Origin of the sequence: Bradyrhizobium sp. CCGB12 (assembly GCF_024199845.1) — a bacterium.
Lineage (GTDB): Bacteria > Pseudomonadota > Alphaproteobacteria > Rhizobiales > Xanthobacteraceae > Bradyrhizobium.
Map to the genome: position 1 here is coordinate 103,749 of NZ_JANADO010000002.1, position 25,420 is coordinate 129,168.

The 25,420-nt window shown below is 58.1% G+C and carries 30 protein-coding genes and 1 pseudogene; 13 read left to right on the forward strand and 18 right to left on the reverse strand.

The annotated features are described in order from the left end of the window. The first annotated feature begins 919 nt into the window (after positions 1–919). Positions 920–1,900 (forward strand): hypothetical protein, encoded by a 981-nt coding sequence (locus NLM27_RS41775; RefSeq protein WP_254149164.1) that lies wholly within the window; start codon positions 920–922, stop codon positions 1,898–1,900. Positions 1,901–2,569: 669 nt separating this feature from the next. On the opposite strand, the pseudogene NLM27_RS43705 reads toward NLM27_RS41775, so the two are convergent. Further along, positions 2,570–2,686: pseudogene (locus tag NLM27_RS43705) on the reverse strand (SDR family oxidoreductase); the annotation flags it as partial. A 134-nt stretch (positions 2,687–2,820) separates the two neighbouring features. Here NLM27_RS43705 and NLM27_RS41780 point away from each other — a divergent pair. Beyond that, a complete protein-coding gene (locus NLM27_RS41780; RefSeq protein ID WP_254149165.1) occupies positions 2,821–3,141 on the forward strand; it encodes a hypothetical protein in 321 nt (106 codons plus the stop codon). A 402-nt stretch (positions 3,142–3,543) separates the two neighbouring features. On the opposite strand, the gene NLM27_RS41785 is transcribed toward NLM27_RS41780, so the two are convergent. From NLM27_RS41785 to NLM27_RS41805, 5 genes are all read right to left on the reverse strand, one after another. Next, a complete protein-coding gene (locus NLM27_RS41785) occupies positions 3,544–3,825 on the reverse strand; it encodes a PilZ domain-containing protein (RefSeq protein WP_254149166.1) in 282 nt (93 codons plus the stop codon). After that, positions 3,779–4,192, reverse strand: a complete 414-nt coding sequence (locus NLM27_RS41790; RefSeq protein WP_254149445.1) for a hypothetical protein — start codon at positions 4,190–4,192, stop codon at positions 3,779–3,781. Before NLM27_RS41790 ends, NLM27_RS41785 begins: the two co-directional genes overlap by 47 nt. Before the next feature lie 297 nt (positions 4,193–4,489). After that, positions 4,490–5,467 (reverse strand): ABC transporter substrate-binding protein, encoded by a 978-nt coding sequence (locus NLM27_RS41795; RefSeq protein WP_254149167.1) that lies wholly within the window; start codon positions 5,465–5,467, stop codon positions 4,490–4,492. Positions 5,468–5,700: 233 nt separating this feature from the next. Then, positions 5,701–9,069: an adenylate/guanylate cyclase domain-containing protein gene (locus tag NLM27_RS41800; protein ID WP_254149168.1), complete on the reverse strand. Its 3,369-nt coding sequence runs from the start codon at positions 9,067–9,069 to the stop codon at positions 5,701–5,703. A gap of 279 nt (positions 9,070–9,348) precedes the next feature. Beyond that, entirely contained in the window at positions 9,349–9,858 is a 510-nt protein-coding gene (locus NLM27_RS41805; RefSeq protein ID WP_254149169.1) for a DUF2231 domain-containing protein, read from the reverse strand. Between the two features lie 375 nt (positions 9,859–10,233). Between NLM27_RS41805 and NLM27_RS41810 the strand changes: the two genes are divergently transcribed. After that, positions 10,234–10,647 (forward strand): gamma-glutamylcyclotransferase family protein, encoded by a 414-nt coding sequence (locus NLM27_RS41810; protein WP_254149170.1) that lies wholly within the window; start codon positions 10,234–10,236, stop codon positions 10,645–10,647. Between the two features lie 314 nt (positions 10,648–10,961). Here the strand turns inward: NLM27_RS41810 and NLM27_RS41815 are convergent, their stop codons facing one another. Next, positions 10,962–11,153, reverse strand: a complete 192-nt coding sequence (locus NLM27_RS41815; protein WP_254149171.1) for a hypothetical protein — start codon at positions 11,151–11,153, stop codon at positions 10,962–10,964. Here NLM27_RS41815 and NLM27_RS44265 point away from each other — a divergent pair. Then, positions 11,076–11,294 (forward strand): hypothetical protein, encoded by a 219-nt coding sequence (locus NLM27_RS44265; protein WP_375142360.1) that lies wholly within the window; start codon positions 11,076–11,078, stop codon positions 11,292–11,294. The two genes, NLM27_RS41815 and NLM27_RS44265, sit on opposite strands and share 78 nt — an antisense overlap. Positions 11,295–11,498: 204 nt before the next feature. On the opposite strand, the gene NLM27_RS41820 is transcribed toward NLM27_RS44265, so the two are convergent. Further along, the gene (locus NLM27_RS41820; protein ID WP_254149172.1) at positions 11,499–11,732 is read right to left on the reverse strand and encodes a hypothetical protein; all 234 of its coding nucleotides are present in this window, start codon (positions 11,730–11,732) and stop codon (positions 11,499–11,501) included. A 199-nt stretch (positions 11,733–11,931) separates the two neighbouring features. Between NLM27_RS41820 and NLM27_RS41825 the strand changes: the two genes are divergently transcribed. The 3 genes from NLM27_RS41825 to NLM27_RS41835 all read left to right on the forward strand — a co-directional run bounded on the left by NLM27_RS41825 (position 11,932) and on the right by NLM27_RS41835 (position 14,035). Then, positions 11,932–12,357 (forward strand): hypothetical protein, encoded by a 426-nt coding sequence (locus tag NLM27_RS41825; RefSeq protein ID WP_254149173.1) that lies wholly within the window; start codon positions 11,932–11,934, stop codon positions 12,355–12,357. Between the two features lie 6 nt (positions 12,358–12,363). Beyond that, positions 12,364–12,609 carry a hypothetical protein gene (locus NLM27_RS41830; RefSeq protein WP_254149174.1) on the forward strand — a complete coding sequence of 82 codons (246 nt, stop codon included), beginning with the start codon at positions 12,364–12,366 and terminating at the stop codon, positions 12,607–12,609. A gap of 1,213 nt (positions 12,610–13,822) precedes the next feature. Continuing rightward, on the forward strand, positions 13,823–14,035 hold the full coding sequence (locus NLM27_RS41835) for a hypothetical protein (RefSeq protein ID WP_254149175.1): 213 nt from the start codon (positions 13,823–13,825) through the stop codon (positions 14,033–14,035). A 1,997-nt stretch (positions 14,036–16,032) separates the two neighbouring features. On the opposite strand, the gene NLM27_RS41840 is transcribed toward NLM27_RS41835, so the two are convergent. Beyond that, positions 16,033–16,209 carry a hypothetical protein gene (locus tag NLM27_RS41840; protein WP_254149176.1) on the reverse strand — a complete coding sequence of 59 codons (177 nt, stop codon included), beginning with the start codon at positions 16,207–16,209 and terminating at the stop codon, positions 16,033–16,035. A gap of 1,038 nt (positions 16,210–17,247) precedes the next feature. Further along, positions 17,248–18,195, reverse strand: a complete 948-nt coding sequence (locus NLM27_RS41845) for an ABC transporter substrate-binding protein (protein ID WP_254149177.1) — start codon at positions 18,193–18,195, stop codon at positions 17,248–17,250. Positions 18,196–18,445: 250 nt separating this feature from the next. Here NLM27_RS41845 and NLM27_RS41850 point away from each other — a divergent pair, with 250 nt between their 5' ends. Next, positions 18,446–18,745, forward strand: coding sequence for a hypothetical protein (locus NLM27_RS41850; RefSeq protein ID WP_254149178.1), 300 nt, complete (start codon positions 18,446–18,448; stop codon positions 18,743–18,745). Positions 18,746–18,932: 187 nt separating this feature from the next. Here NLM27_RS41850 and NLM27_RS41855 read toward each other — a convergent pair whose 3' ends face one another. Further along, the gene (locus NLM27_RS41855; protein WP_254149179.1) at positions 18,933–19,184 is read right to left on the reverse strand and encodes a pentapeptide MXKDX repeat protein; all 252 of its coding nucleotides are present in this window, start codon (positions 19,182–19,184) and stop codon (positions 18,933–18,935) included. 321 nt (positions 19,185–19,505) lie between these two features. On the opposite strand from NLM27_RS41855, the gene NLM27_RS41860 reads away from it, so the two are divergent. The 4 genes from NLM27_RS41860 (at position 19,506) to NLM27_RS41875 (ending at position 20,945) form a co-directional block, all read left to right on the forward strand. Then, on the forward strand, positions 19,506–19,931 hold the full coding sequence (locus NLM27_RS41860) for a hypothetical protein (protein ID WP_254149180.1): 426 nt from the start codon (positions 19,506–19,508) through the stop codon (positions 19,929–19,931). 8 nt (positions 19,932–19,939) lie between these two features. Continuing rightward, complete coding sequence (locus NLM27_RS41865; RefSeq protein ID WP_254149181.1) at positions 19,940–20,197, forward strand: hypothetical protein; 258 nt, start codon at positions 19,940–19,942, stop codon at positions 20,195–20,197. Positions 20,198–20,357: 160 nt separating this feature from the next. After that, entirely contained in the window at positions 20,358–20,549 is a 192-nt protein-coding gene (locus NLM27_RS41870; protein ID WP_254149182.1) for a hypothetical protein, read from the forward strand. Positions 20,550–20,723: 174 nt separating this feature from the next. Then, positions 20,724–20,945 carry a hypothetical protein gene (locus NLM27_RS41875; RefSeq protein ID WP_254149183.1) on the forward strand — a complete coding sequence of 74 codons (222 nt, stop codon included), beginning with the start codon at positions 20,724–20,726 and terminating at the stop codon, positions 20,943–20,945. 571 nt (positions 20,946–21,516) lie between these two features. On the opposite strand, the gene NLM27_RS43710 is transcribed toward NLM27_RS41875, so the two are convergent. From NLM27_RS43710 to NLM27_RS41890, 4 genes are all read right to left on the reverse strand, one after another. Then, positions 21,517–21,651 (reverse strand): hypothetical protein, encoded by a 135-nt coding sequence (locus tag NLM27_RS43710; RefSeq protein ID WP_256570467.1) that lies wholly within the window; start codon positions 21,649–21,651, stop codon positions 21,517–21,519. Between the two features lie 375 nt (positions 21,652–22,026). Beyond that, positions 22,027–22,230 carry a hypothetical protein gene (locus NLM27_RS41880; RefSeq protein WP_254149184.1) on the reverse strand — a complete coding sequence of 68 codons (204 nt, stop codon included), beginning with the start codon at positions 22,228–22,230 and terminating at the stop codon, positions 22,027–22,029. A 758-nt stretch (positions 22,231–22,988) separates the two neighbouring features. Beyond that, positions 22,989–23,159: a hypothetical protein gene (locus NLM27_RS41885; protein ID WP_254149185.1), complete on the reverse strand. Its 171-nt coding sequence runs from the start codon at positions 23,157–23,159 to the stop codon at positions 22,989–22,991. Then, complete coding sequence (locus tag NLM27_RS41890) at positions 23,156–23,461, reverse strand: hypothetical protein (RefSeq protein ID WP_254149186.1); 306 nt, start codon at positions 23,459–23,461, stop codon at positions 23,156–23,158. Before NLM27_RS41890 ends, NLM27_RS41885 begins: the two co-directional genes overlap by 4 nt. A gap of 179 nt (positions 23,462–23,640) precedes the next feature. Between NLM27_RS41890 and NLM27_RS41895 the strand changes: the two genes are divergently transcribed. Next, on the forward strand, positions 23,641–23,814 hold the full coding sequence (locus NLM27_RS41895) for a hypothetical protein (RefSeq protein ID WP_254149187.1): 174 nt from the start codon (positions 23,641–23,643) through the stop codon (positions 23,812–23,814). Between the two features lie 72 nt (positions 23,815–23,886). On the opposite strand, the gene NLM27_RS41900 is transcribed toward NLM27_RS41895, so the two are convergent. From NLM27_RS41900 to ligD, 3 genes are all read right to left on the reverse strand, one after another. Then, positions 23,887–24,048 (reverse strand): DUF2934 domain-containing protein, encoded by a 162-nt coding sequence (locus tag NLM27_RS41900; RefSeq protein ID WP_254149188.1) that lies wholly within the window; start codon positions 24,046–24,048, stop codon positions 23,887–23,889. A gap of 43 nt (positions 24,049–24,091) precedes the next feature. Continuing rightward, the gene (locus tag NLM27_RS41905; RefSeq protein WP_254149189.1) at positions 24,092–24,352 is read right to left on the reverse strand and encodes a hypothetical protein; all 261 of its coding nucleotides are present in this window, start codon (positions 24,350–24,352) and stop codon (positions 24,092–24,094) included. Between the two features lie 107 nt (positions 24,353–24,459). Then, positions 24,460–25,368 (reverse strand): non-homologous end-joining DNA ligase, encoded by a 909-nt coding sequence (gene ligD / locus NLM27_RS41910; protein ID WP_254149190.1) that lies wholly within the window; start codon positions 25,366–25,368, stop codon positions 24,460–24,462. Positions 25,369–25,420 lie beyond the last annotated feature (52 nt).

The window sequence follows — 25,420 nt, forward strand, 5'->3', positions numbered from 1 at the left end:
GACGTCAATGCGGTCACGCCTCGTACACTCTTTGCCCAATCCGAGATGAGCCCTTTTGACTGCGTCGCGTCGCCGGGCCACGTTGTGTACCGCGCGACGTCAAGTCTTCCTTATAGTTGTCGGACGTACTCTGTCGCAGGCCTATCTTTTGATGTCCATACGATTGGCCGTGATGATTTAGTTCCACTGATGCCCCCTGTCCTCGATCACTTGTTGGATGGGCGCGTTCAGGCCATTTTGAACGAGCGCGACCCTCGTCGGATTATAGAGCTTACAGACGGCACCGCATTGACCAAGGCCATTCTGGCTGCGGCGGTCTCCCGTTCGGCGCCGGCAGTTTCACAAGTTCGCGCGGAATTCTCGAACGCGGTGTCCGAAGAGCTCCTTTCTACCTTGGATGTGGCTGTTCGGAATGCCTACAATACAGCGGCAGGGGCGCGCGGTCGGATGATGTGGGTGCGTGGTACTGTTCTGGCAAATATGTCCAGCCTAGCTCTGGTTAAATTGGGGGTCTTGGCTACGGTAGTCCGCGTGATGGGTGCCGACCCCTACGGAGCAGCGTCCGTGTTCGCTTTTCTGACGCTGCTCGGCGTTATGATGTCAATTGTTGCGCTCATCGCCCATCGGACTGCGATGAAGAGTGCCCGGTCACTCGCCGGTAGCCAAGCGGACCGCTCCCCTAGGATGGGATGGATCCCAAAGGGATCTTTAATCGCAACATGCCTATGCGCTGCTTACGTGGTCACAACGAACGGCATCGGCGATCGTGGCTCATATTTGAACTCGCAGACCGTGGCCGCACAAGCGCGCACTCATCGCTGACGTGGCGCAAAAGCTGGCACTTCACAATTCCAGAAGATCATCCACGCGACCTATGCCGAGCAATAAGCCGCAAAAGAGCAAATTGAGGAACGATACTATGAAGCCGTGGATCAGCCTCGTGGCGGGGAGCCTAGCCATTTCGGTGCTTTGTGGCGCCACTTCCGGAGAGCCGGATTTGCCCCAAGAGGTTCGGTCGCACCTCAGCGGCATGGCTGATCTCTGCAGGAGATTGAACGGGAAGAATTTCTCTGAGCCATCCATCGAACGCGGAACGCTCGCGCCATATCGCGAATTCTGGGCTATCGACGAGGGACGAGGTAAGTGCGAAGGAGCCGAGACGATATTCGGCGGCAATCATGGCGCCGCGATAGCAATCTATGTCTCACTACCGAACGGTCATGCAAAGCAGAAAATAGATCAGTCGGCATATGGAATGATTGTGGAGCGGGGATCGACCTCGTCGAAAATCTGGTTGAATGTTTCTGGTGAGCTGTGTGGCCAATCCGACGAACTATCGACGGTCGAGCGTCTCGCCTGCAAGCGGCCCATCACGTGGAATGAGCAGGCTGAAACGTTGGAGTTTGCGCCCCTGTCGCAAGTTCAATTTCGATACGAAGATGCCAAACCGCCTACGCGGGGCAAGGTATGGTTCTCACCGGCTAGGGGACCGACCTGTAAGGATCATTCGAAGCCTGAGTTCGGGTATTGGGTATGCCCTGGACCTGCCGGCTATACGGTGGAATTCATGGATGAAGGAAATTTAGCTGCCCTTTCATTCAAGACCGCAAGTAAAAACCGCAAGACCGGATCAACGGCAGAATGGCTGGGGGCGGGCAACGTCTTCGGAGACAAAGTGCAGTGGCTCCTTCTAGATGGGATTCCAAAAAGCGCTATTGTTCGTATTTGGCGGCGCAAAGACGTGAATGATCTTACAGAATTGCAGGAGCTTGCCATATTCAGTCTGGACGGTGCTACCGCTTGCGCGAGGGATGCCATAGACGCGCGACTGCCGAATGCGAATGATGTGGCTCTTGCTCGTGCTGAGCTTGCAGCACGCTCGGGGTGTCGGACGCGCTAATGTCCGCGCGACATTTAGCTCGCTCCAAACTCCTGTTTAGAATTTGCTAACTGGAGACAGCCACTCTGCTCCGGGGGCCAAAAGGAGTTTTGCAACGCGACCGATCTCGAACAAGTAATTCGCGAGCGCGCCTATCATCTCTGGATTAAAGGCGGTTGCCGAGGACGGAAAAGCCGATGCGCACTGGCTTGCAGCGCAACGTGAAGTTCTTGTGTCTTCGCTCGGCGCCGTCGCGCGTGTGGTACCTACAACGCTGGAAAAGCCGGCTAGAACGTCAAAGCAAGCATCTCGAAAAAAGGGACGCGGCTTAGACTTTCTTTTTGCTCGGAGATATCTTCAAGCCCGCTCAGTCTCGCGTGAAACGCCTGGCATCGACCTTCGCAATGCAGAGGTTGATACTTAGAAAGCTCGCTCGCCTCCTTGAGAACGGCGCGATGAACGAGGCGCGCTCGTTCCAATTTCATTTCCTTGGCAACCGAGACGTCTGGGACACCAAGCAACGCTCTCTCCAAACACGATCGATTTACCCGTTGCGGTTTGTCCCTTCCCTACTCACAAACAGACGAAGCATATTCGGAGCTTGGGGCCCGCAAACGGCAACAGGCGGCGATCGAGAGGCTGCCAATTACGGCGGCCGCATTTAAAAGCGCACGCAAAATCGCGCCGCCTCTACTGGCTCATGTACAATCCGCCGTTCGGCGCAAGGACCTGTCCCGTCATGAATTTGGCCTCGTCGCTTGCGAGATAGATCGCCGCCGACGCAATGTCATCAGGCGTACCGAGTCGAAGTAGCAGGTCATGGACACTATCCCTGCGAGGATTGGCTTCAACGGCGTCGTCATGTCAGTTCGATCCAGCCCGACACGATGCTCGCATCACTCTGGCCGCTGTAAGCCGGGGGAGCGAATCCAGTCACTAAGATGCGCGCCGGTTTCCGCAATCCTGGCTCGCTTTATCAGCCTCTCGCGTTCCGCTCCGGCGGGCAACTGAGTGGCCTGTTCTTTGAGCTTATTGGCCAGTTCGGCCATTCGTTCTTCAAGGGAGCGGGCTCTGCTTCACTCTTGGGCGGTGCGGCATCATCTATCGCACTCCGATATATATTTACGATCAGTCCAACCGAGCACGGCAACGTCGGCTCCAAAGAACGGAACTGCGCGGACGGCGCCAGCCGCTCAAAACCCGCGCGGGTCAGCTCCCTGCGCCAGCGCGATCCAATCGGCCGCAAGCTTCTTCCGGTCTAGCGGCCTGCGCTGCTAATTGGCAGCGCTTTGGTGCTATTGAGAGCTTGCCGGCGTTCCGGACGGCCGTCTCTTTGTGCCAAAGCCGATGCTCCCGGCGCCCGCGCAAGATCGTGCTGCGGGAATGCTCGCCGTATCACTGAAGCGAGCACCTAGCCCCAGAACGATCTGCGATCTTGTGACTCCTCGTTTAACGAAACCAGAGCTTCGCGTGTTACCAGCCTGAGAAGCCGCTCTTCGGTCGGTGCAGAAAATGATTCTTTGCTGAGGTACAGTAGGAAGCCATGCCCGTCCCGAAAAAGCACTTCCTTGCCTTCGCAAGACAGAAGCGTTTCCGCGTCAATGACGGGAATAGTCCGGAGCAGTTCTATTCCATTGAGCGATCCTGAGACCCCCATCGCGAACTCAAACGGCCGCTGAACCGCTCACAAAATGGACGCCAACCTCAACTCCATCGAGACGGACTAGCTCACACCGCCGAAACGCCAAACCCGTCTGCGACAACAATAAGAAAAAGTGGCGCGCTCTGAGAACATCTGGTGAGCCTTCCACGCGGAGTCGGGCTCCGGTTTCGGAGCAGTCCAGCAGCACGCAGTCGCGCCGCCACGTTCCGTCAGCACCCAAGAGGGTCGCGCGATGTTCATGTTCGAATTTGACGCGCTTGGCCTTCCGCTTGTCCCAGCTCATAAGCTCCACCCATTTGGGAGCGCGACACCAAAGATGTTCGGAGATCGATGCAATAGCCTGGGAGCAAAAGCCGCTCTATCGGCACCGCATTAGAACTCGAATCGAAATCATTCAATACTAATGACCGATACAGTCGGCCACGATCGTTAACAAACACTTTATAGTTCGTCCTTGCGCCTTGATTGCGCCATGTGCCGAAGCCGGGTTGGTGACAGCCGCTATGAGCGCGAGCGTGTTCAAGGATTTCATCCGGGTCGTTGAAGATGTCTAGGCCAGCCTTGCTCAAGCGCATGCGGATGGTAGTGAGTGAAGGCGTCGTGACGGTCGTCTGTGGTTCGTCCTCGATCAGGCGGTTCGCAAGCAGCATCCAGAGTGTGCGCGGCGAGACGCCACCACGCTGGCATCGGGACGCTGCCGTTTGGTCCGTGGGTGCGAAACACTTTCTGGTCGTTGGTCGCCACCATCGCCTGGCGTATCGTGCGCCTGATGACCAACTTGATTAACCCCGGTTATTCCATGTGAGCCCGAGCCTAATTGACCTTGCCGCCCGAACCGCTGGATAGGTGTGGCCCCATGTTTGGAGGCCGATTTGACGTCAGCGCCTTCAAACAGAGAAGCAAGCTAAGGGCCAATTGCGAACTCATACACCGCGCGGGCTACCTGCTTATTCAATCACCTCATCCGCGCGAGCGAGCAACGTTGGAGGCACACCTACATGCAGGGCGATGGCTGTTTTCAAATTGATTACCAACTCAAATTTGGCCGGCTGTTGAATCGGAAGCTCGGCCGGTTTGACGCCTTTGATGATTTTGTCCACATAGGCTGCGCCTCTCTTGAAAAGATCGACGAGATCGGGGCCATAGCTCATCAGGGCTCCCATTTCAGCAGCATCGCGATAACCAAAGATCGTCGCTAGTTGTGCTTCCCGCGCAGCATCAACGATATCGCGGCGGTACGTCCATAGAAGTCCCTCCGGGAAAACAATGAGGCCCTCGACGCTTCCGCGTACTGAACGGAACACAACATCGATGTCCTCCGCTCGCCGTACATCGTAAACGTTGAGAATAAGCCCTTCTGATTGCGCTGCTTGCTCCACGGCCTCAAGGTAGAAACGGCTGCCAGGATTTGCAGAGTTCCAAAGCACACCAATTCGAGTGATTTTAGGAGCTGCCTCGTGCAAAAGCTGGAGCATTTTCGCGTTCGTTTCGGGCGTGACCTCCAAAGAAAAGCCGGTCAAGTTGCCGTTGGGATGGGAGATGCTGGCAGCTAAGCCACCTCCTACCGGGTTAACAACGGCGAGCGCGACGATTGGTGTCTGTGATGTGGCCTTCTTAGCGGCAACAGCCGGAGGATGGCCGGCTGTGACAATCACGTCCGGCTCGCTTTCGACCAACTCGCGCGCCACCTCGTCGTAGCGGCTCTCATGACCAGCCATCCAACGGTACTGGATCGAAAGATTGTGTCCCTCAACATAGCCAAGCTCCTTCAATCCTCGCCTAAAGGAATCCGCAAGATGGTTCGGACCAGCCGCAACCGAAAAGAAAACAACTCGCCATACTTTTCCTGATCGTTGCGCACTGGCCCATCGCGGTTCGAGCATAGCGATGATTGCACTAGTAACGAGGCTTCGTCTATCGATCATGCGACGGTCCTCCTGAAACGCAATTTGCACCTGCAACGGCACGATACTCACATGTCCCGGTCGATACCCCGTGGAAGAGACTCGCAGCGGGAGCGGTGATAGAGGGTTCGGGCGTTCCTGATGTCCGCATGGGTCAAAAGCGGCATTCCAGGGCTGTCCAGCCTTGAACCGCTCCCGTCAGGGCGGCATTCTGACTCCTAAAACAAAGGCCAAACCCGGAAGTCGCGCCTCATTCATCGCGTGAGCTCGTCGAGCAGCGACTTCGCTTCCTTCAGGTCGCGGCTGCCGAAGCCTTCGGTGAACCAACAAAAGACCGGAGCGAGCAGCTCGCGCGCCTCGTCCCGCTTACCTTGGTCGCGCCAGAGCTGTGCCATGCTTATCGCTGCCCGTAGCTCCCAGGATTTTGCCTTCTGCTCGCAGGCGATCACGAGCGCGCGCTCAAAGTAGGCTTCCGCTTTAGCGGCATCCCGCACGGGCGTCGTCAGCGCAATTTCGCCCGCGATACGGTGGATATCAGCTTCACGCCACCTTTCTTTGGTACTGTCTATCGCCGCCATCGCTTCGCCAATGCAGCGCCAAGCATCATCGAAGCGATCAAGCTGAGCATAGGCCCTCGCCAGTTCTGCCAAGTACCACGGCATCCAAAGCGTTGATCCGGTTGATCGGTACGCAGTGATTGCGGAGGTCATCATTTGGACCGCGTCGTGGGCGTTGCCGTTTAAGATCAACACGCAGCCTCGGTTCATCACTCCGGCCGTCTTCCAAAAGAACGAGCCCGTTTCATCCGCCAACGTGACAATCTCATCAACTTTCGCATTGGCTGCCGCGTAATATCCGCACAGAATATCGGTCAACGATCCATGGAGCAACGCAAACAATAAAGTTGCAGGTTGGTTGATCTCGCGCGCATGCTTGAGCGCGCGCTCGGTGTCTGCGCCCGCGGCTTCGGGATAGCCAAGCAGCCACAAACCTATCGCTCGATAGGACAAGGCGGAAACTTGGGCGTCTTGGCCAAACCGCGTCGCAAGCTGACTATGCGCGGCAGGATCATACAGCGCGATGGCCTGATCGTAGTGGGGTCGGCTTTCTGCGATGTCTCCCGTAACCAGTAGAGAATTGGCCATAAGGCGATGCCCGAGCATTAGCGACACTATGGCCCCTTGCTTTTCTGCGAGTGTCAGAACCTGCGCCGCAACCTCGCGCATCATGTCACCGTTGAATGCGACATAGCTTGCGGTCCAGAAGCCGTAGAGGACGGAAAACAATAGCAGGGGGTCGTCGGGAGCCTCCCCTAGGGTTTCAGCTCGTTCGATTAGGAGACGCGCGCGCTCCGCAGCCGCCTTGACTTCCGGTGACGCATAGCCTTTCACATGCAGGAGCGGAGTTATAATCGCGACTTGAAGCCTGATTTCTTCGCGTCGCAGCGCGGGAGTGCCCGGCGAGCTCGCAATCTGGCTGAGAGCCCTTGTTAGCTGCTCTGTGGCTTCGACAAGCGCCGAGCGTGCCAGCGACCGTTGGCCCGCCTTTCCCCACAGCCCCGCGGCCTTTTCTATCAGCCCGGCCTCGGTGCAGTGGCGCGCCAGGAGTTCCGGTCGGCTCTCGACGAGCTCGGGAAATTGGTTTTCAAGTGCTTCGGCGATACGGGCGTGCAGCGCGCGCCGGGGCTCGCGTAGCAGGGTGCCATAGGCCGCGTCCTGCACCAGCGCATGTTTAAACAGGTAGGCCGCATGGGGCGGCACGCCCTGCCGAAACACCAGGCCGCTCGCAATGAGCTGATCCAGCGCCGACAAGAGCTCCGTCTCAGACATGCGCATCGCGGCAGCCAGTATCAAATGCGAGAACTCCCGGCCGATCGCTGAGCCGACCTGCGCCAACTCCTTGGCCGCACCCAAGCGATCGAGCCGCGCCATCAACGACGCATGCAGGCTCGCCGGGACCGTCAGAGCGGGCGTCGGGACCGCGGCGGCGATCCGTTGCGCATCGCCCTCGCTCTCTGCCTCCAGCACGGCCTTCGTCATCTCCTCGACGAACAGTGGGATGCCGTCGGTGCGCTCGATGATGTCCTGCTGAACCTTCGCCGGCAGCGGCTTGCCGCCGACGACACGGTCGATCAGGGTTCGGACGTCGCGCTGCGTCAACCGGTTGAGTGGCAATGCAGTCACAAAGGGCTGCTCAATCCACGGCGGATCGAAGTCCGGCCGGAACACCACGATCATCAGCACCGGAAGGCTCTGGATCCGATCTACAACCCTGCCGAAAACTTCCAGACTCGTAGGGTCGGCCCAATGGGCATCCTCGACGATCATCAGCACGGGATTTTGGCGCGTTAGGGCCACCAGTTGCGACACCAGGGCTTCCAGCGTTCTTGCCCTCCGGCGCTGTGGGGTTAATTCAAGTGCGGGATAACGGCTATCGTTCGGAAGGGACAGCATCTCGGCAAAAATCGCGAAGTCCTCGATCGAGGACGAGGTCTGCGCAAGGACGGCATTAAGCTTGTCACGCTTTACTAGCGCTGTGTCGTTGTGCCTGAAGCCGGCAGCCCGCTCCATCTGACCGATGATTGCATAAAAAGCGCTATCTGTGTGCTGTGGGGAGCAGAAATAGCGGAGTCGCGTGTGCGGCTCCCCGGCAAGGCATTCCAGCAGCGCGGCCGTGAGCCGCGACTTCCCGATGCCGGCCTCGCCCGAGAGGAGCACGACCTGGCCTTCGCTGGCCTTTGCGCTCGACCAGCGCCTAAGCAGCAATTTCAGTTCTTCTTCGCGGTCGACGAGAGCCGTGAGACGACTCCCGTGCAGCGCGTCGAAGCGGCTCTCGGCCGAGTTTGGTCGCAGCGCGGCCCAAGCCGCCGCCGGCCCAGCGATGCCTTTGAGATTATTTGTCCCGAGGTCCTCAAGTTCAAACAGGTTGCCCAAGAGCCTTCGCGTGCCCTCCGCGATGACCACGGTGTTCGGCTCAGCGATGCCTTGCAGGCGTGCGGCAAGGTTTGGCGTTTCTCCGATAATGCCGCGCTCCTGAGCCTCTCCCGATCCGATCAGATCGCCGACGATCACCACGCCGGTCGCAATACCCACGCGGGTTTGCAGCGAAACGGACGATTTGAGCGCGCCAACTGCGGCGATCGCCGCTAATCCCGCCCGCACGGCTTGCTCGGCGTCATCCTCGTGCGCTCGCGGATACCCGAAATAGACGAGCACACCGTCACCCATGTACTTAGCAACGAAGCCGCCGAAGCGACGTACGCTCTCCGCGACGCAGTTCTGATACGCGGTGATCACCTCGCGCAAATCCTCCGGGTCCATGCGCGCTGAGAGCGCCGTCGAGCCGACCAGGTCGGAAAACATTACGGTGACCTGACGGCGCTCGGCGCCCTCGGGAGGTTTCGCCTCCGAGCCGGCAACAGGATGAGCTGTCGATTCGGCGGCCCTCTCAAGATCGGCGATGGCTGCAAGCATTATCCGCCGATGCCCGAGCAGGACACCGATATCCTTCAGATCTTGGTCGGTCAGATGACGGAGAGCTGCGAGGCTGATCCCATTTTCGGCGAAGCGTTGCGCATACCCGCACAGGCCAAGTTTTTCGAGCCAGTCTTCAATCTGCTGCATCGCGGCACCCTTCCTCAAGCAGGATTACCCGACGGCCTGACATTACTCCATTCGTCTAGCGATTACAGCCATCCTCGCATCGGCTTATGTCCGGTTCGGTCATAAGCGGCGGTGGACGCCAGTCTGGCCCAGCGTTTCGTTTATCTCCCATAGCCGACATCTCGATGGCTTGAGATTGTTCGGCTTGAGTCCATGAGGTTCTTTCGGCCCTGAAGCGTCTTTGGGAATTCCGCTCCTTGATCAACCAAGTGGCGACGTTGATCTTAACAGGCAGTCACCTCAAGCCGCGCGTCGCCTTCCTGAGGTTGGCGGCCGGGCATCCGTAGCCGCCTGCGCCGGCGAGTCCAGCACGGCTACTCTGTGGCGATATACCATTTCCCACCCCTTCCAGCCGGTAAACAAGAGGATGCCTACGACGACGAAGGAAAGTGCCACTCCCCACGGCTTTATGGCGGCTTCGGCACCTTGGCCGTACCGAAGCGCAAGGTTGATCGCCGCAGCGACGACTGCCATCAGATTCCCGATCATGTGATACCAGGCGTCCGACAAGGCACGAATGCGCGGTTCGCTGAAGAAATCGGCGAAACCGGCAAGCGCCGCCAACAACGCCATCACAATTGCCGCGCCAATCAACCACATCGATGCCCTCGCCCAGAAGCCGTCGCCCGTCCCCAGAAACGCTAGATCAGTAACAAACCCACCGACCAAAAAGGCGACTGGAAACGGGATGAGCATCGGATGAAGAGGATGGTTCGCGATCTTTGCAGTGCTCCGAGGATTGGCCGACATGGTGACCTCACAAACAAGATTGGACCTATTTGATTTGATGCGAGTGATCCGGATTGGTTCCTCAAAAGAGATGATCAGCTCCCTTCCATCGGTTGCCGCAGTGCGAATAGGTTGTCACAGAAGTCATCAAAGCGATAAGACGCCCCGCGGCTCGCGAGCTCGGCCGGGATTGGACGCGCAATTAACTAGATGGGACAACATACCCTGACGTATGTGTCCGCTGGATAGTGCCAGGATAATTAGGGTAGAAGCAGCGGTCGGCCAATCGGTCAGGTTGTCCGGCTTTCCTCAAACAGCAGACATGACGATAGCTCTCGTGGTGTTCAGCTCAGGGCCAGAAGCAGAACTTGTATCAGCCGCAGGCGTTAAAGGAAGATGTTAGCAGATCTGTTTGTGTTCGGTACTTTGAAAAGGGGCTACCCACTCCACGACCACGGACTTCGCGGAGCGCAATTCATTGGCATCTATCGTACGCAGCAGCGCCTTCCCCTTCTGATTGCCGGACGCTGGTTCGCACCGATGATGTTCAATGAGCCGGGGAATGGACACAAAGTGCTGGGTGAGGTTTACCGCATAGAAGAATTTCAGCTGCCGAGTTTGGATCGAATTGAGTCCATCGGCGAACCGGGCAATTTGCGCTTGAAGATAACGGTCGAGCCCGTTGGAGACGGCAAGCCGCTCTCAGCCTTCGTCTACATGAAGTCTCGGGAACTAACCGAAAGCACCTATCATTCCGGAATAATGGAAAGTTATGGTGACCATCGTTTCATTGCTCCGTGGGATAGGTAGAAATCTGGTGTGTGTTTTCTGTGTTCGGGGCCTTTCGCTTGATGTAGGCCGAACATGGGCCAGCGCAGCTTCCCACCGCCGCATGTCACCCTTAGCGGTCCTTGGCAGCCCGCGCGAGATTGGACGCAAGGACGGAACGTGTCCAAAGGTGATGTGTTTTAGAGCCAGGCGGTGGGCACCATGTGGGACTTTGATTTTTCCTCCAAAACAGAATGGCTGCTAATGGGGATCGGCATTCTGCTGTTGCTTGTGGTCGGCCTCTACGGGAGCTTTTGGTTCATCGACTATTATCTCAGCACAAGCGGCGCTCTGGGTTAAAGATGCTGCAGGAACGCTCCTTCACGCGGCCCGTTCTCGGAAGTATGCCGCGCTGCTTCTTTGATTTCAATGATGACGCTGGCCTGACCATTGACGACACTGGCGAGGATTTGCCGGACGTCAACGCCGCTCGGGATGCCGCAATGCGGGCTCCTGTCGAAGCCATCCGAGGCAAAAGTGAAAATCAAGCCCCCTCCGGCCGGATGTTGGTCAACGTGAGAACATCGAGTGGTCGCGTGCTCACCGTCTCCGCTATAGTGGAGGTCACCGTGCACTCCTGGAGACCATTGGGGAATAGACCCACAGCTTCGGCAACTCCGCTGATTTGATGCGGCGCTGCGATACAGCAATCAAACAGAGTGCGCGAGTGCACGCATCGACGGCCCACGGGTATCCGGCGATTGCCGGCAGCACTTGTGATCAGCCCGGCGCCCCCGCCGAATGTGCTGCAAGCCTTTGTCGGAGAAACGCGGCGGCTTGTAGGTCTGGCCTCCCTCGCCTCCGCGCGGTGCGTTTCGCTAGGCTCGACGAGCTCACTCATGAGGTCGAAAGAACAGTAGCGTCCCGCCGTTCCGCGCAAGCCAGGCCAGCGCCGTCGAGGCGACTAACGAAATCAGGCCGCCCCAAAACCAAGAACGTCCGCGCGCGGCGCTGATGGACCGCAGATACAAGAACGCCCCAAGCAGCGGGCCGTAATTCCTACGGAAGTCTCCGTTGAGCTTCGCAATTTTCGACAGTTCGGAAGATACCTCGACGTCGTCGGTCACTGTGCTGTTCCTCTCATGGTCGGAGCCAGCGCCCTATGAACCACTGTTTTGCCCGACGGGGCAACTAAACTTTCGGTATTTCGAAAATAGTCTTGATCGCGCGACCGCTGGTCCTTGACCAACTTTTTGGCCCGATGTCACAGGACCCCTCTAGGGCTAGCGGCTTGCCTCTCGCTACGTTCGCCGGAATCTATGGGGCATGGGCACGAAGTCGCGAGAGGTCATCTGGAGCGGCCGGATTATGGGCGCGAAGATCCACGCTCAAGGAGCCCGTGAGCGCGCCGAGGCGGCCGTTCGGGAGGCCGACCGGGCGGAAGCCGAAGCTTGGTCCGTCCTCATGGAAGGCTACGGGGGCCCTGCCCAGCCCTCACCGACGATCGGCCAATGCCTCAATAGCGGACTCGCTTGGCTGGAGGTCGAATGCGCCCGCTGCAAGATCCGCGCGAGCCTCCCTCTCAATGCCATCCGCCGGTGCAAGGACACGCCGCTCTGGAAGCAGGAAGCTTCCGTTAAATGCCGATCATGTCGCACATCCCGCTACGCTCCGCCTGCCCGCATGATCAAGCTAACCGAAACAAGGCAGATTACGCCGTATAAGTGGGTCCACACCAGTGAGGAGCTTTAGAGAATCATGACCAAGTTCGCCGCGGAACGCCCCTATGCCGATCCAGAGGCGGCGGCCCGCCAGCTCGCCGCGAGTATCGAACCTGTCCAAGACGGGCGCATTTATATCGAGAAGATCAACGCGCCCTTCCTCTACGCGCTCAAAGCGAGCGGGGCCGAGTTTGGCGCCGGCATCGAGCATGCGATCGAGAAAGGTTGGCTCAAGTTGCACGAGAGCGGGACTTACGTGCGGCTCCTCGCAGCGGCGACATGATGTAATCTTTCGGCGGCCTAATCGGTAAACCACAGAGCGGCTGATCGATGGCGAGGGAAACAGTTGCGCAAGCCCCGTGGGATTCAAATTTGTGAATCCGGCACAAAGGGAACGCCCCGGGCGGCGAGGACGAGTTGGAGCGCTATATGCGCTGGTTGCCCCGAGGCACAGGGACGGCCTTCTGCCTCATTGCCTTGCGCACCACGAAAATCTCGGCCGATCGCCCGCCTTCGGTCTGGTGGCCAGGGGAGCGCTGAGATTGAATTAACCCCAGAACGCCCCTACGTTCTTCTTTCAATGGCTCAGATCACACCCACGATGATCAATACTCCGATCTCAACCAATAGGAGTGTGCCCGTTGCGGCGGAGATGAAAAAAATCGCCCAATGACAGGAAGCGCATGATTCGCCTCGCAACTTGCCAAAGAAGCGGCCCCTACATCCTTGGGGGCGTAAGCAGGGGGGCAGGATGACGGGACCGCTTCTCGGAGGTCCTTGACGCGTCCGTCCGGCGCCAAGCACCCCTAATTAATACAAATTTAAAGCTTTGTCCATTTAATTTATTTAATTGTAGGTTATTTTAAATCCGATGTTTAACGCGCGGTATTGCACGATGCTATATTCAGCAGAATAAGGCCGCCTCAGAGCTCGCGCTCCATCACTGGATGACTATGGTGCCGGCTGCTGAGTCTGGATTGCCGCGGCACGGTGCCTGGTCGAGGACGAACAGTCGGATCGCGGACGACAGGTTGGCCTGCTGGCGGCATCTTGGATCGGCCGAGGGCAGCCCAACGCGCCCGATATTGCGGCACGCTTAATCTCCGGCCACGTATCACCTGATACGACGCGCCGAATTTTTCTGCGGAAATATCCATCAGCGCGCAAGTTGAGTAGGCGCGCTCGCGGCCCCGGCGCTACTCCTCACGTCCAGCCCTGGAAGCGTTTGGGTCGCTCACTGCTGCACCGTTGATCGCCGCCAAGCATCTTTTAACTCCTGATTCACAAAGATTGGCGCGGGAATATCTCACCGCGCCTACCGTGATGTCACCGGGGCTGGCTGCATATTTCACTTAAATCGTTTACTCGGTATCTTTTGACCTTGCCCGGGCCGCAGCGATATTCTTCGCTGCGGCCTTCGTGCTGACGTTCCCGCCGCCAGTTTTCCGCTTTGTACCGACAATATGTCTGTCCAAATTGCCATTGGAGAATGTTTTATGTCCAAGGAGAATTGCCTGATTGTTCGTGCCGCTGGGAAACAACTTGATTTGTTACGGGGCGAAGCCTCCCGCCTTGCGCAAGGAGCTAATGTCGGTTGGTGGACCGACCGCGCGGAGATCGGCACCAGGTTCTGTTTTGAAGATTCTAAATCAAAAGAGGCATTCGCACTCACCTGCGACCGCCTCGGCATCACCTGCCAGGAAGGCTAGTCCATTGAAAAACCCGCCGACCTGGGAGCCGGCGGGTTTCTCAATGCCCATGCGTACCGCGGTATTCGTCACCAATCCGCGATGACATATCATACCGCGACACCCGTTGATGGCAGGTTACCACCTCGATCGTCGACCGTGCATCTGCCGCTGGCGGTCGCGCTTCCTGAACGTTCTGCACTGACGCCTGATACCCGAAAAGTTCAACGCACCATTCCTCTATACCATCAGGGGTAGCGGCTCGGGGTTCGGCGCCGGCATAGGTACGCCGTCGAACGCGGTTGGCTCGAGCTGCACCCTATGTGCGCCTGCAATCACGACCTGCTGTCGCACGCTTGGTGGCTAGCTTCCGATAGGCGCCGGCTTGTTGAAGCAGCTGAGACTTGAAGGTTGAATTCGGCGCCAACCCTTCAAGCTGGACCGCTCGCTCCAGATATTCGGTCAGCAGCTTCACGAAATGCCCTATCTGTGTTTCGTTGCGAGCACATGCCCGAGCGCAGCTGGCGGCGCGGACTGGGGTGCAGCCAGCCAATCATTGATTTGCACAGCAGCCTCGGCTTGCCTGACCCGCTTCATTAAAAGTTCGCGCTCAGTACCCGGCGGCAACCGCTCGGCGGCCTCTCGAACTTGGCAGCTTCCTCAATGAGGCGCTGCGCGAACGAGGTAGTGTGTTTAATGCGACGACGAAGCTTACTCACGCGTATCTCCCGAAAGAAGCCTAAGCCCGCAGTCGAGCGGCCAGTCCTGTCGTAGGCCGATCTTTTTGGCGGGTAGCTCAGCGCAATGCTGCAACAGATCCGACTCAGGACACGTACCATCTGATACGACACGCCAGGCTTTCTTTAGAAAAATATCCACCCAGGAACTAGCGAGAGATGCTTCTCGTTAGACCAAGCCTTGCTCGCGGTTAACAGACGCAAGGATCTAACTTGGCCTCAGCCGTCCAGACAGCGGCTGAGGCCTTTTCGTTCGTATTCCGCGCGGTTCTCTACACCGTCCAACGCTGAGTGAGCCCGCCTTGACCTAATGAGAAGCGAGAGCTTCCGAAGACATTGCGTCCGAGTCGCAATCACTATTTCGGCCTTGCGCAGATGGAACACAAGGCATCGAGAACAATTTGACTTTGCGCCGGCTCCGCCGAGCCGGTGGAGCGGCCCCGGCCAGATCGCCTCAGCACTCGTTGCCCAAAGTCGGGGCCGTCTCTCCGCCACTGCGTTTCGGAGTAAGCGTAGCCGTCCATCGCCCTCGATCGTCCCAACTGATCGCCTCGACCGCGACATCTACTTAGTGCTTGAGGACTTCGGCGCGCGTGCCGGCTGCCGCTGCAGGACTTCATCCAGGCAACGCCATGCGGCGCATCGACGAGCAACTCGTCCTGCCGCTTCGCGGCATCGCCGGATGGTGGGGAGGCAAGCCTATCGGCCGGACGCCCCCGGGACGGTCGCGCGCACTTCCTCCGCTGCCCGGTCTGCGGAGAAGTCCTGGATATGCGAGGGGAGCTCCTCGATTATCTACATCGCCAAAACCGAAGAGAAACCGACCCAACATTAATCCGCGCGAGTGTCCGCGGAGATCGGCATAGCGCCGGCATCATAGCGCCGATGGACGAAAAGCGGCAGACGGCGCGCGTCGTCCGCTTCCCTGCCGAAAGGCGACATAGAAGAGACGTCCTGGAAAGCAAAAGGCCTCCAGCTGAGCTTGCCCGCCATTGGGGCCGAGCCCTAGGTCAGATACGGATCAGAGCCGCTCCGGATAGCATGCGCTAGTCGGCCTGTGTCTTGGTCGGGTTGGAGTCGCGCAAGCCGCCTTTCGAGCTCTGTCCTTTTGGCGACTATTCTTGCGGCTAGGATCTCATCGACCTCTGTGTGGAGGGCCCACAGTTCATCGATGGACATCCGCCCTAATTGCTCTTTGTCCATGATCGCACCCGAACCAACGCCCCGTTTGGTCCGTTAACGAGAGGCCGGCAAGCAAATACCGGTTCCTCGAATATGCCCCTACGCTTGTTTTGGCTGTGGCGCCGGATTCAACCGATCTCGCGTCACGCTAGTTCCCTGCTTTGCGCGAGCCTCATCTTCGGCTTGAGCTACTTTTTGTCGAATCTCTTCCAATTCGGAAAGCTTGGAAGCAAGTGCTTCGAAACGTTGGCGCAAATCAGCAACGCGACTATACATCCGACCTCCCACCACGACTGTATCTTTGTGAACAATACGGCGTCCTCGGCATCTGGAGGTTTGGATCGAATGCCGAGGCCGCTTTCCCGCGCGGGATCGAAACCAGAGCGGCCGGCTAGATTACGTTCATTTTGAGTTCCCGCGCCTGCATATGTGAACCCGTCAGCACTGCGCTCGATTTACCGGCCCGCGTTCTGATGGGGCCATCGGACTCAGGTCCGCCTTCTCCGAGCCACCACACTGGATGTTGGACAGACATGGCTAAGGTGCTCAGACGCGATAACCGGGTCCGATCTCCCAGAGGTAGCCGGTATGGCGGAGGCGTGTTTGGTGTGCGGCGTATGACCAGAAGCGGACGCGATGATCGTACGACCGATCGCTGGCCGAGCATTCGCTCACCCTCTACTATCCGAGAATTCTCAGCCCGCCGGGGGTTCAGTCGGCAGTTATTTTTGGAGGTGCAAATGCACTATCGACGACGACTTCTTTTCCACGGAGTGTCTTTGTTTTTTTGATCGGACTCTTCACTGGCCTCGTTGAGCAACACTTCACAAACGTGCGTATGGCGCTGGCAGCCCATCTTGAAGGCGTAATGAACGGAATATTTCTTCTCACCGTCGGCGCGATCTGGAACGAGCTGATGCTGTCGTCTCGAACAACCAGCGTAGCTTAATGGGTACTGCTCGGCGGGACATATTGCAATTGGGTCATGACAACGATCGCCGCAGTTCGCGGAACCGCGGCCCTTTCTCCGATAACCGCGGCCGGATACGGTGCCTCACAGTGGCAAGAATCCTTGGTCACCTTGGGATTCGTCGTCATCGGGCTTGCGGCGATCTCCGCTTCCGTATTGCCATTGTGGGTGCTACGAAGCAAGGTAACGCCTCGCTGCCTGATATTGCGAGACCAGATCAAATGTCGCCGTAGGGCCAAAATGCGAAGCCACCCACGTGAGCAAATCGAGTCCGATGTACTCCACCATCCGGACGCCACGGGGTGAGCCGATGCTTCGGAGAAAGACGAAGAGCAAGCGCTCAGTCATTCGATCACTTCATCGGCCGATGTAAGCAGAATATCTGGAACCCTTAGGCCAAGTGCCTTCGCCGTTCTTAAATTGATCACAAGGTTGAACCTCGTGGGCTGTTCAACAGGAAGTTCTGCGGGGCTCGTGCCATTCAGGATGCGCGAAACGAGGAAGGCCGACCGACGATAAGCCGCACGGATATGCGGTCCGTAAGAGACTAGCCCGCCAGCTCTTGGGAACGAATCAGCGAAACTCATGGTTGCCAATTTGTTTTCTAAGGCAAAGGCGGCGATCTGTTTTCCTCCGACATCAAAAAGCGGGTTGCTCGTGAGAGTGATCGCTTGCGATTTGGCTTGCACTGCCGCGGCAATGCCAGCCTCGATGTCTCTTTCCGCGCGTACTCCTATCAACTCAAGAGCAAGCCATAGCTTTGGTGCAGCAGACTCAAGAGGTTTGACCGAAAGCGGGGACGTCGCGTCATCGGGATTGAAAAACACAGCCACTCGGGTCAGAGCAGGATCAAGTTCTTTCAGCAACTCCAGCCGCTTGGCACTCGCTTCCGCGGTCAAGATGCTTATACCTGTGATGTTGCCGCCCGGCTTTGAAAGGCTGTTGACTAGACCCGCCGCCACTAAATCGCCTGTGATGCAGACTATCGGAATCGTGCTGGTTGCATCCTTAGCAAGGGTTCCGGCCAGTGCGCCCGACGCGAAGATCAGATCAACCTTTCTTGCGATGGCATCGGAAATCTGTTTCGCAACAGCGATGCGCGCGACGGTATCCGGCCCTCCAACTAAGATGACGGTTTTGTTGTCGATCAGGCCAAACTCACGTAGGCCATCCTTGAACGAATCGACTGCGCCCTGACCTAGTGAACAACTATTGCGATCCGCGGGGGTGCCATAGATTGAGCACGGGCGGCCACTGACCAGAGAGCCGCAGCACCAAGCAGGAAAATGCACTCACGCATTTCCATGCATTTTTGCTCCGTCGTTTGGCTCATCTGACTATAAGCAAAAGTTCTTCTCCGGCGACGCAACCATCCGGCTGTCGTTTGGCGCGCCGCCCTTGCCGACATGATCGCCGTCAGGAAACGCGAGTTAAGCAAAGTGCAGCGAGAGGAAGCTCTCCGGTCGTGGCCGGGAAGTAGCTGAAACTGTTTGTCCTGGCCTCGACCTGTCCGGCGAGAGAGGCGCTACGCATACGCAAGGTTTGGGTGACATTGTTTTGGTTGAAGATGCCCAGTGGCGTCGCAGCGTTCGCGGTGTGTCACTACGGGCCACGCGATCGGCCGAACACAATTATCATCGGCTGCTCGACGCGTGCGAGGCGTTGGCGGTCGCTGCTCGGATGTCGCACGTGTTAGCTGGTGCTAACATGGCGCGCCACGAAGCCTATCGTCATCTGGTCGCTCGCGGATTTCGTACCGAGATTCTGGGCGTGACGATGCACAGACATAACGATCCCGGCTATTGCCGCCCCGGCGCCTACATCATCGACGATTGGCGATAGCATCTATCAGGCAAGACTTTCGGACCGGGTCACCAGCGAAGATGAAGCTGACACCGCGGCGGTCTCAGCTCCGGTCAGGTTTTCTCGGGTGTTCTCCTAGCTCCGATAAGATGGCTGTTCATACTGAGCAAATATATACCGCGCTGCTGGGCAAGGCAGCGCGGTTGTAAGCCGTGAGGAGTTTGGCCTATTTGGACATTCCGTCCTTCTTCATGCCCGGTTTTTGCATGGAGTCCTTCTTCATGCCGTCCTTCGACATGCCTTCCTTGGACATGCCGTCGTTGCTCATGCCGGTAGTGCCCTTGCTCATTGAGCCTTTCTCCATGCCAGACTGCTCCGTGCCGGGCTTCGAATTACCCGCAGGGTTGGTCTGGCCCTGAGCGAAGGCAGAGCCGCACATCATGGCAAGGGCAGCGGTGGCGATGATGATCTTTTTCATTGGGAACTCCTGGTTGCTGTGCAGCCTAACGAGAGCAAGCAAAGGCTGTTCCTATAAACGAAGTTGAGAGGGAAGATATTCTCCTCTCGGTTTCTGATACCGATCGCGACCTTATCCGTAAATCGCCGGAATTCGGTCAAGTCCATTTGCGTTTACCGAGTCATTCGGCCAGTCGCTTAATGAGTAGATAGCATAGTCCACACGATGATTGGCACGGATAGGCCCACCGATCGCGCTTGACCGAGGTGAGGTGTGCGCTGTCGGCAGCACCTCAAAACCTAGCGGCTTGCCTCCCGCTCAGTTCGCCGGAATCTATCTCGCATGGGCACCAAGTCGCGAGAGGTTATCTGGGGCGGCCGGATCATGGGGGCGAAGATCCACGCCCGGGGAGCCCGTGAGCGTGCTCAAGAGGCCGTTCGAGAAGCCGACCGGGCGGAGGCCGAAGCATGGTCCGTTCGCATGGAAGGCTACGGCGGCCCTGCCCAGCCCTCCCCGACGATCGGTCAATGCCTAAATGGCGGACTTGCCTGGCTGGAGGTTGAGTGCGCCCGCTGCAAAGCTCGCGCGAGCCTGCCACTCGACGCCATCCGCCGGCCAAAAGATACGCCGCTCTGGAAGCTGGAATCCTCTCTCAGGTGCCGGTCCTGCCGCACCACCCGCTACGCGCTGCCCGCGCGCATGATCAAGCTAACCGAGACAAGGCAGATCACTCCCTATAAATGGGTCCATCCCACCGAGGAGCGCTAAAGCAATCAATGACCAAATTCGCTGCTGCACGTCCCTATGCCGATCCTGAGGCGGCCGCTCGCCAGATCATCCAGCTCGCGGCAAGCACCGAGCCGGTCCAGGACGGCCGGGTTCATATCGAGAAAATCAACGCGCCGTTTCTCTATACCCTGAAGGGTAGCGGCTCGGAGTTTGGCGCCGGCATCAAGTACGCGATCCAGCAAGGTTGGCTCGAGCTACACGAAAGCGGGACCTATGTGCGGCTGATTAAAGCTGCAGCACAATAAAAACGGCCCCAGCGCAACCCTAACGCCGGAGCCGTTTGGAGGTTTGCTTGGCGGTAATGGGATCGCAAAGCATCCCGAGCATAGGAAAAACTGGCAATCGGGTCTGTCCGCTTCTGCACACAAGGGATAGAGTTCCCGTTCGGGAACGGGACTGATCGCCATGAAAGACATGCAGACTCAGTTGGAAAAGCTCCGAACGGATGCTGCCGAGTGCGCCTTGATCCGCGATCTGGCCACTGATCCCAAGAAGCGAGAACTGTTCACAAGGCTGGCCGCCCATCTGGCAGTTTTGGCCGATGAGGTTGAACGCGCGATTGCTGCCGCGAGACCTGAGGTGGTGCGGAAAAAATGACCGACTGAGGCCAGGGTCGGCTAACCGATCCGCCCCGCGACAACGATCGCGCGCGCCTGCGCTCCCGAAATGGTGCCTGGACTGGACCAACCGATATCCCAACAGGAACGTCTCCATTCCCGATGCTTTTCCGGGAATGGACGAGTCGGATCTGGCGTAGTTGGAGGCGCGGCCATGAAGCGCCACGCTATGAGCAAGTATTTCGGTAATGGCGCCGGCCACGTTTTGCGCCAGCACAACAGTGCCGTCCTGCTGTTCAGCTGGCACGGCAAGCCCGACGGATCGGCCCGCTATGTCGAGCACGTCAACCGCTACGCCCGCAATGGCGTGGAGTATCCCAGCCTTGCCGACCTACTCCGCGCCATCGAGGCCGAGCACGCTCAGAAGAAGCCCTGATGCAGCCCCAGCTCTACATCAAACGGCACCGTCCCCAGCAGCCTCTTGGAGCTGTAGGCGCCCGCTGGGACGGCGACTGTTTGGCGTCGGATCGGATCTGCAGTCGAAAGCGGCTGGCTTGAGCTCCACCTAGGTGCGGGCTCATGCCCGACAGCAAGAATTTGCTTTCGGCCTAATGATGCAAGGTGCCGAGCCCATTTGTTGCCGTCGAGCCTTGGCCCGTTGAGTCATCCGAGCGCTCACGGACTAACCGAGTGACCTTGCGAGGCCCCGCCCAGACCTCAACAGCAGAATGTGCATTTAAAAACTTCTGGGCTCGAGCCTCCGCGGCTTCGTCCGACGGGCAATCAATTTCGTAGACTGCGCGAGCAACACCAGTCAGATCAACCGCGTACGCAACGTAACGCATTGCAGCCTCCAGGTGCGCCTGGCCGGCATAATAGCGCCCTAACCTATCGGCGGCAGCTGGGACCGCTTGCCCTGAGGAGGGCGGGCGCTAGGGCCAGAGCGCAGCGACAATCCAGTCCATTGCCACTTGTTCCTAATGATAGTGCCACGAACGGAGGCGGCCTCAATTCATCTTCTGGCGGAGTTTCCTGATGATCTCGCGCAGATCGCTGGCGTACTCCTCGATGACACGGCGCACCTCGTCCAGCCGCGATGGCTTGGCTTCCTTACACTCGGTCTGTTTGTTGGGCTCGGGCATGGCCCGATCGGAGGGCCGAGAAAGCGGATATCGCTTGAGCTAGATCAAAGGAGGCCAGCAGGCAGCCAGTATGAAGAGCCTACCAACTGCAGCGGCCTCACTTCATCTGCTTGCGATTTTCGTCCGCAGTAATCTCGAAAAGCACGTCGTGCTGACTTGCCAGACCGGCAGGGCTGCGGGACATGTTTCTAAGTACGGTCGCCATTCTTGGCGATATGCCAGGCTTGTTTGCTTGGCTCAGGTATTGCCTGGCTAATTTTCGGCATTCTTCCGCAGTCCGCATTCTATGTCCCCCAGCACGGTCGCCATTGTGGAGGAACCAACGCGGCCTCGTCACTGCCAGACTTTTCGTGGCAGCCATCCCAGACCAGAGGGTTATTTTGGCGGCTGCAAGCCGGGCGAGCGTATCCAGTCAACCAAATGTGCGCCGGTCTCTGCAATCCGGGCTCGCTTAAGCAAGCTCTCGCGCTCCACCCCGACAGGCAACTGACTGGCCTGTTCTTTGAGCTTATCGGCCTGTTCGGCCATTCGTTCTTCAAGGGAGCGAGTCTGCTTCACTCGCCGGCGGTGCTCCGTCATGGCGCGCTCCGTTCCGTTGGAGGAAGGCGGGAGCGCGGTGACAGCGTTCTCACACGGATAAAAGCCAAGGTCCTTTCCGTGATGAGCTGCAAACTAGCGGGAAGAGGATTCAGTTCCTGCGAACGTCAGCTTTTGGAACTGGGCACGCGCGCATTAGGACATCGGGACGAACGGTATTTGACCGGATTCACTCGGCATTTTGATACCGCTACGGTGGTTCTCGTCGGGGCTGGCATTTCGTCCCGAACAAGATTGTACCCGGCAAGGGGCCGCTGAGACGCGGCCCCTTTTCGATTTTGACCCGCCAGCGTGAACTGGCGGCCAAGATCGAAGAGAGCGACATTAAGATGGGATAAATTGCTCAGCAAGGCGGCGCTTCTTAGGAACGCCCCGCGCCCGCTTACCCCACACATCTGCCGAAGAACAGGTGATCTCCGTTGGTAACACCCCAGCCGTCCCAGACAGCGGCTGGGGTGTTTTTCGTTTCGCGGTCCTGAGGGGTCTGTCCATCGGCCGGCGAGCACGAGAAGCTTTCGGAGTGTCGTCCGCTCTCGCTTGTCGCGACGCCGCTCGTCCGAGCTTCTACATTGGGACCCATCCGTCCAGAAGCGCTCCATCCCACGAGACGACACCCTCGTCATGCTTGGCGGAATACTCTCTGTAGTGAGCTGCCCAATCCGGACTCCATTCCATGAAGTCGTTGTTCAGCCCATCGTGGAGGCGGCACGGTTCATCGGGGTTGAAGGTGTCCATGGGGTTCATGCTGTATGTCCGGGATCTACATCCTTAGGTGTCTTCTTCTCCCGTTGGGGTGTCATTTTCGCCGGGCTTTCTTTGCCAGGCACGCCACGGGGGCCGAGTTGTTCGCGCTGGATGTCATCTTCGGAGCGCTCGGGCTCGACGCCATTCATCGGCTTATCGGGCATCATTCTATCTTCACCTTTTCTTGGAGGTCGCGGATGCGGGTCTCAGCCTCTTCCTTAGACTTCACCACTTCAGACCAGTCCTCGGTACGGGCGAGTTTGCTCAGCCGCTTAAGCTCCGCGAGCTGTTCGGGTGTCGGCCTTTCCATTTTCGTTTCCTCAACGGCTTCGACCACGCCCTCGTCGTCCAGCACGACCATGAGTTCGCTTACGGTGTCCTCGCAATCCCGAGGGCCGGGCTCGACATAGCGGGCCAAGATGCCCTGAGCTTGCTCCACGGCTTTCGCCACACGCTTTTCCGAGTCCATGACCGGTACTCCACTAAACTGAGCGCGCGGGCCCTGCTCCAAAGACCGCAGGCATACCGCGCGGGCAGTCCTCCCGCGAGCAACGGCGACCGCCGAGAAGCAAATGCGTACAAGGGTGCGGCGTTCCTATGAGGAACCAACGGCTCGGTTCATCGCTTTAAACGTCTTTGGAGGACACAATGGCCGTCAATAAACCTACCGGCGACCACGCGCGTAAGGGCGCTGTGAAGAAGCGGACGCAACTCAAGAACCCGCTGACAAAGACCTCAACCAAGCGCAACAAGAAGGGCGGGCAGTTCATGGCCGTCAAGAAGAGCGCGAAGAAGTTCAAGGGCGTTCGGAAGGAGAGGTGATGGGCCGGTCTTTCACCGGCATCTCCATACTCAGCATGGCGATAATCCTCGCCATGTTTCCACATCGTCGCCTTATAGCGTGTCTGGGGTCCGGGAAGGTGAGCTTTTATCCTCGTTGAGCAGTTCCTGCTCTGCGAGGTGCCAGAAGTCTTCATCTCGCCCTTCGGGTTTTCCCGCTTTCTCCCACAGCTCATACGCGCGCGCCGCGACCGCCTCGTCAATACGCCTGTTCATTGGACTGCTCCAATTGTCAAACGACGGCCGAGAAGACGCGTTCCTAATACTTGGGGTTCAGCCGGTAGACGTCTCCTGGCATAAGCTCCAGCTTTCCGAAAGTGTCTTGCTGGTCGTCCGTAATCAATCCCAATAGGGTAGCGGCCGTCCACCCTTCAGGCACCTCCGCGAGCACAAGGGTCACGGCCTGTGATGGCTTGGCAAAGGCTATCCAGAGCTGCTTCGCCGAGCCGTCGTCAGGCGTGACTTCAACGAAGGTGAAGGAGTTTCCGAAGGACTCTGCCATCACAACAAAATCGGTCATGTAGTCACTTGTTGCTATTGCTAAGCTTCAACTTCGATACGTGGAGGCTTGCAGGAACCAGTCCTCCCCCGGACTGGGGCCTTCGGCGCTCATATTGCACCCTCCCCCTACTTCTTGAGTGTCAGCCCCTTAAATGAACTGGCCCGGAGTAAGCCCTCCGAGGTGATGTCCCGGTACTCAACATCTGCAAAGAACTTTGGCTCAACCCAGGTTGCCTTTGGCTTTCTAATGGCCTTCGTTAGCTTCTGCTTCGGGCTTACCACGGTGTCGAGCGCCTTGCGGATCTGGCTTGAGGCTGTCCGGCTCCAGCCGGTGCCGACCTTGCCCATGTAGACGAGGTCCTTTCCTTCCTGCTTTCCTAGGTAGAGAGCGGCCACACCGGTGGGGTCCTTGATGAATCCCACTACAGGGAATTTTCCGCGCTGGACGGCTTTGATCTTGAGCCAGGCTTCCGTGCGGTCCGAGCGGTATGGAGCATCGGCACGCTTGGAGACGATGCCCTCGTAGTTGAGTTTTGCGGCCGCCTCGAACATAGCCTGTCCATTGCCATCATGGTGCTCGCTGTAGAGGATCGGCGGATCGAGATGGTAGGTAGCGAACAGACCCTGCAGCATGGCCTTTCGCTCAACCTGCGGCCGTTTGCGTAGGTCCTGACCATCGAGCCAGAGAAGATCGAAGGCGTAATAGAGCAAACGGTCCTGGTCGCCTCTGGCAAGGTCCGCCTGCAGCTCCGAGAAGTTGGTCCGCCCTTCGTGGACGATCACCACCTCACCGTCGACGATGGCTTGTCCGGGAATGTCAAAGGCCCCAGCGATGACCGAGAAGCGTTTCGTCCAGTTCAAGCCGTTACGAGTGAAGGCCTTGCGGTTGTCTCCATTCATGTGGAGCTGGATCCGGTAGCCATCGTACTTGATCTCGTGGAGGTAGTCGCCCTTCGGGACCCTCGTCCTTAAGGTTGCGAGCTGAGGCTTGATGAAGCCCGGAAAGCAATTCACAGCTTTTGTGGGACGCTTCATACGCTACTCGGATACACGGACGTAAACTCGGATTTGTTTACCCGAGTTTCTC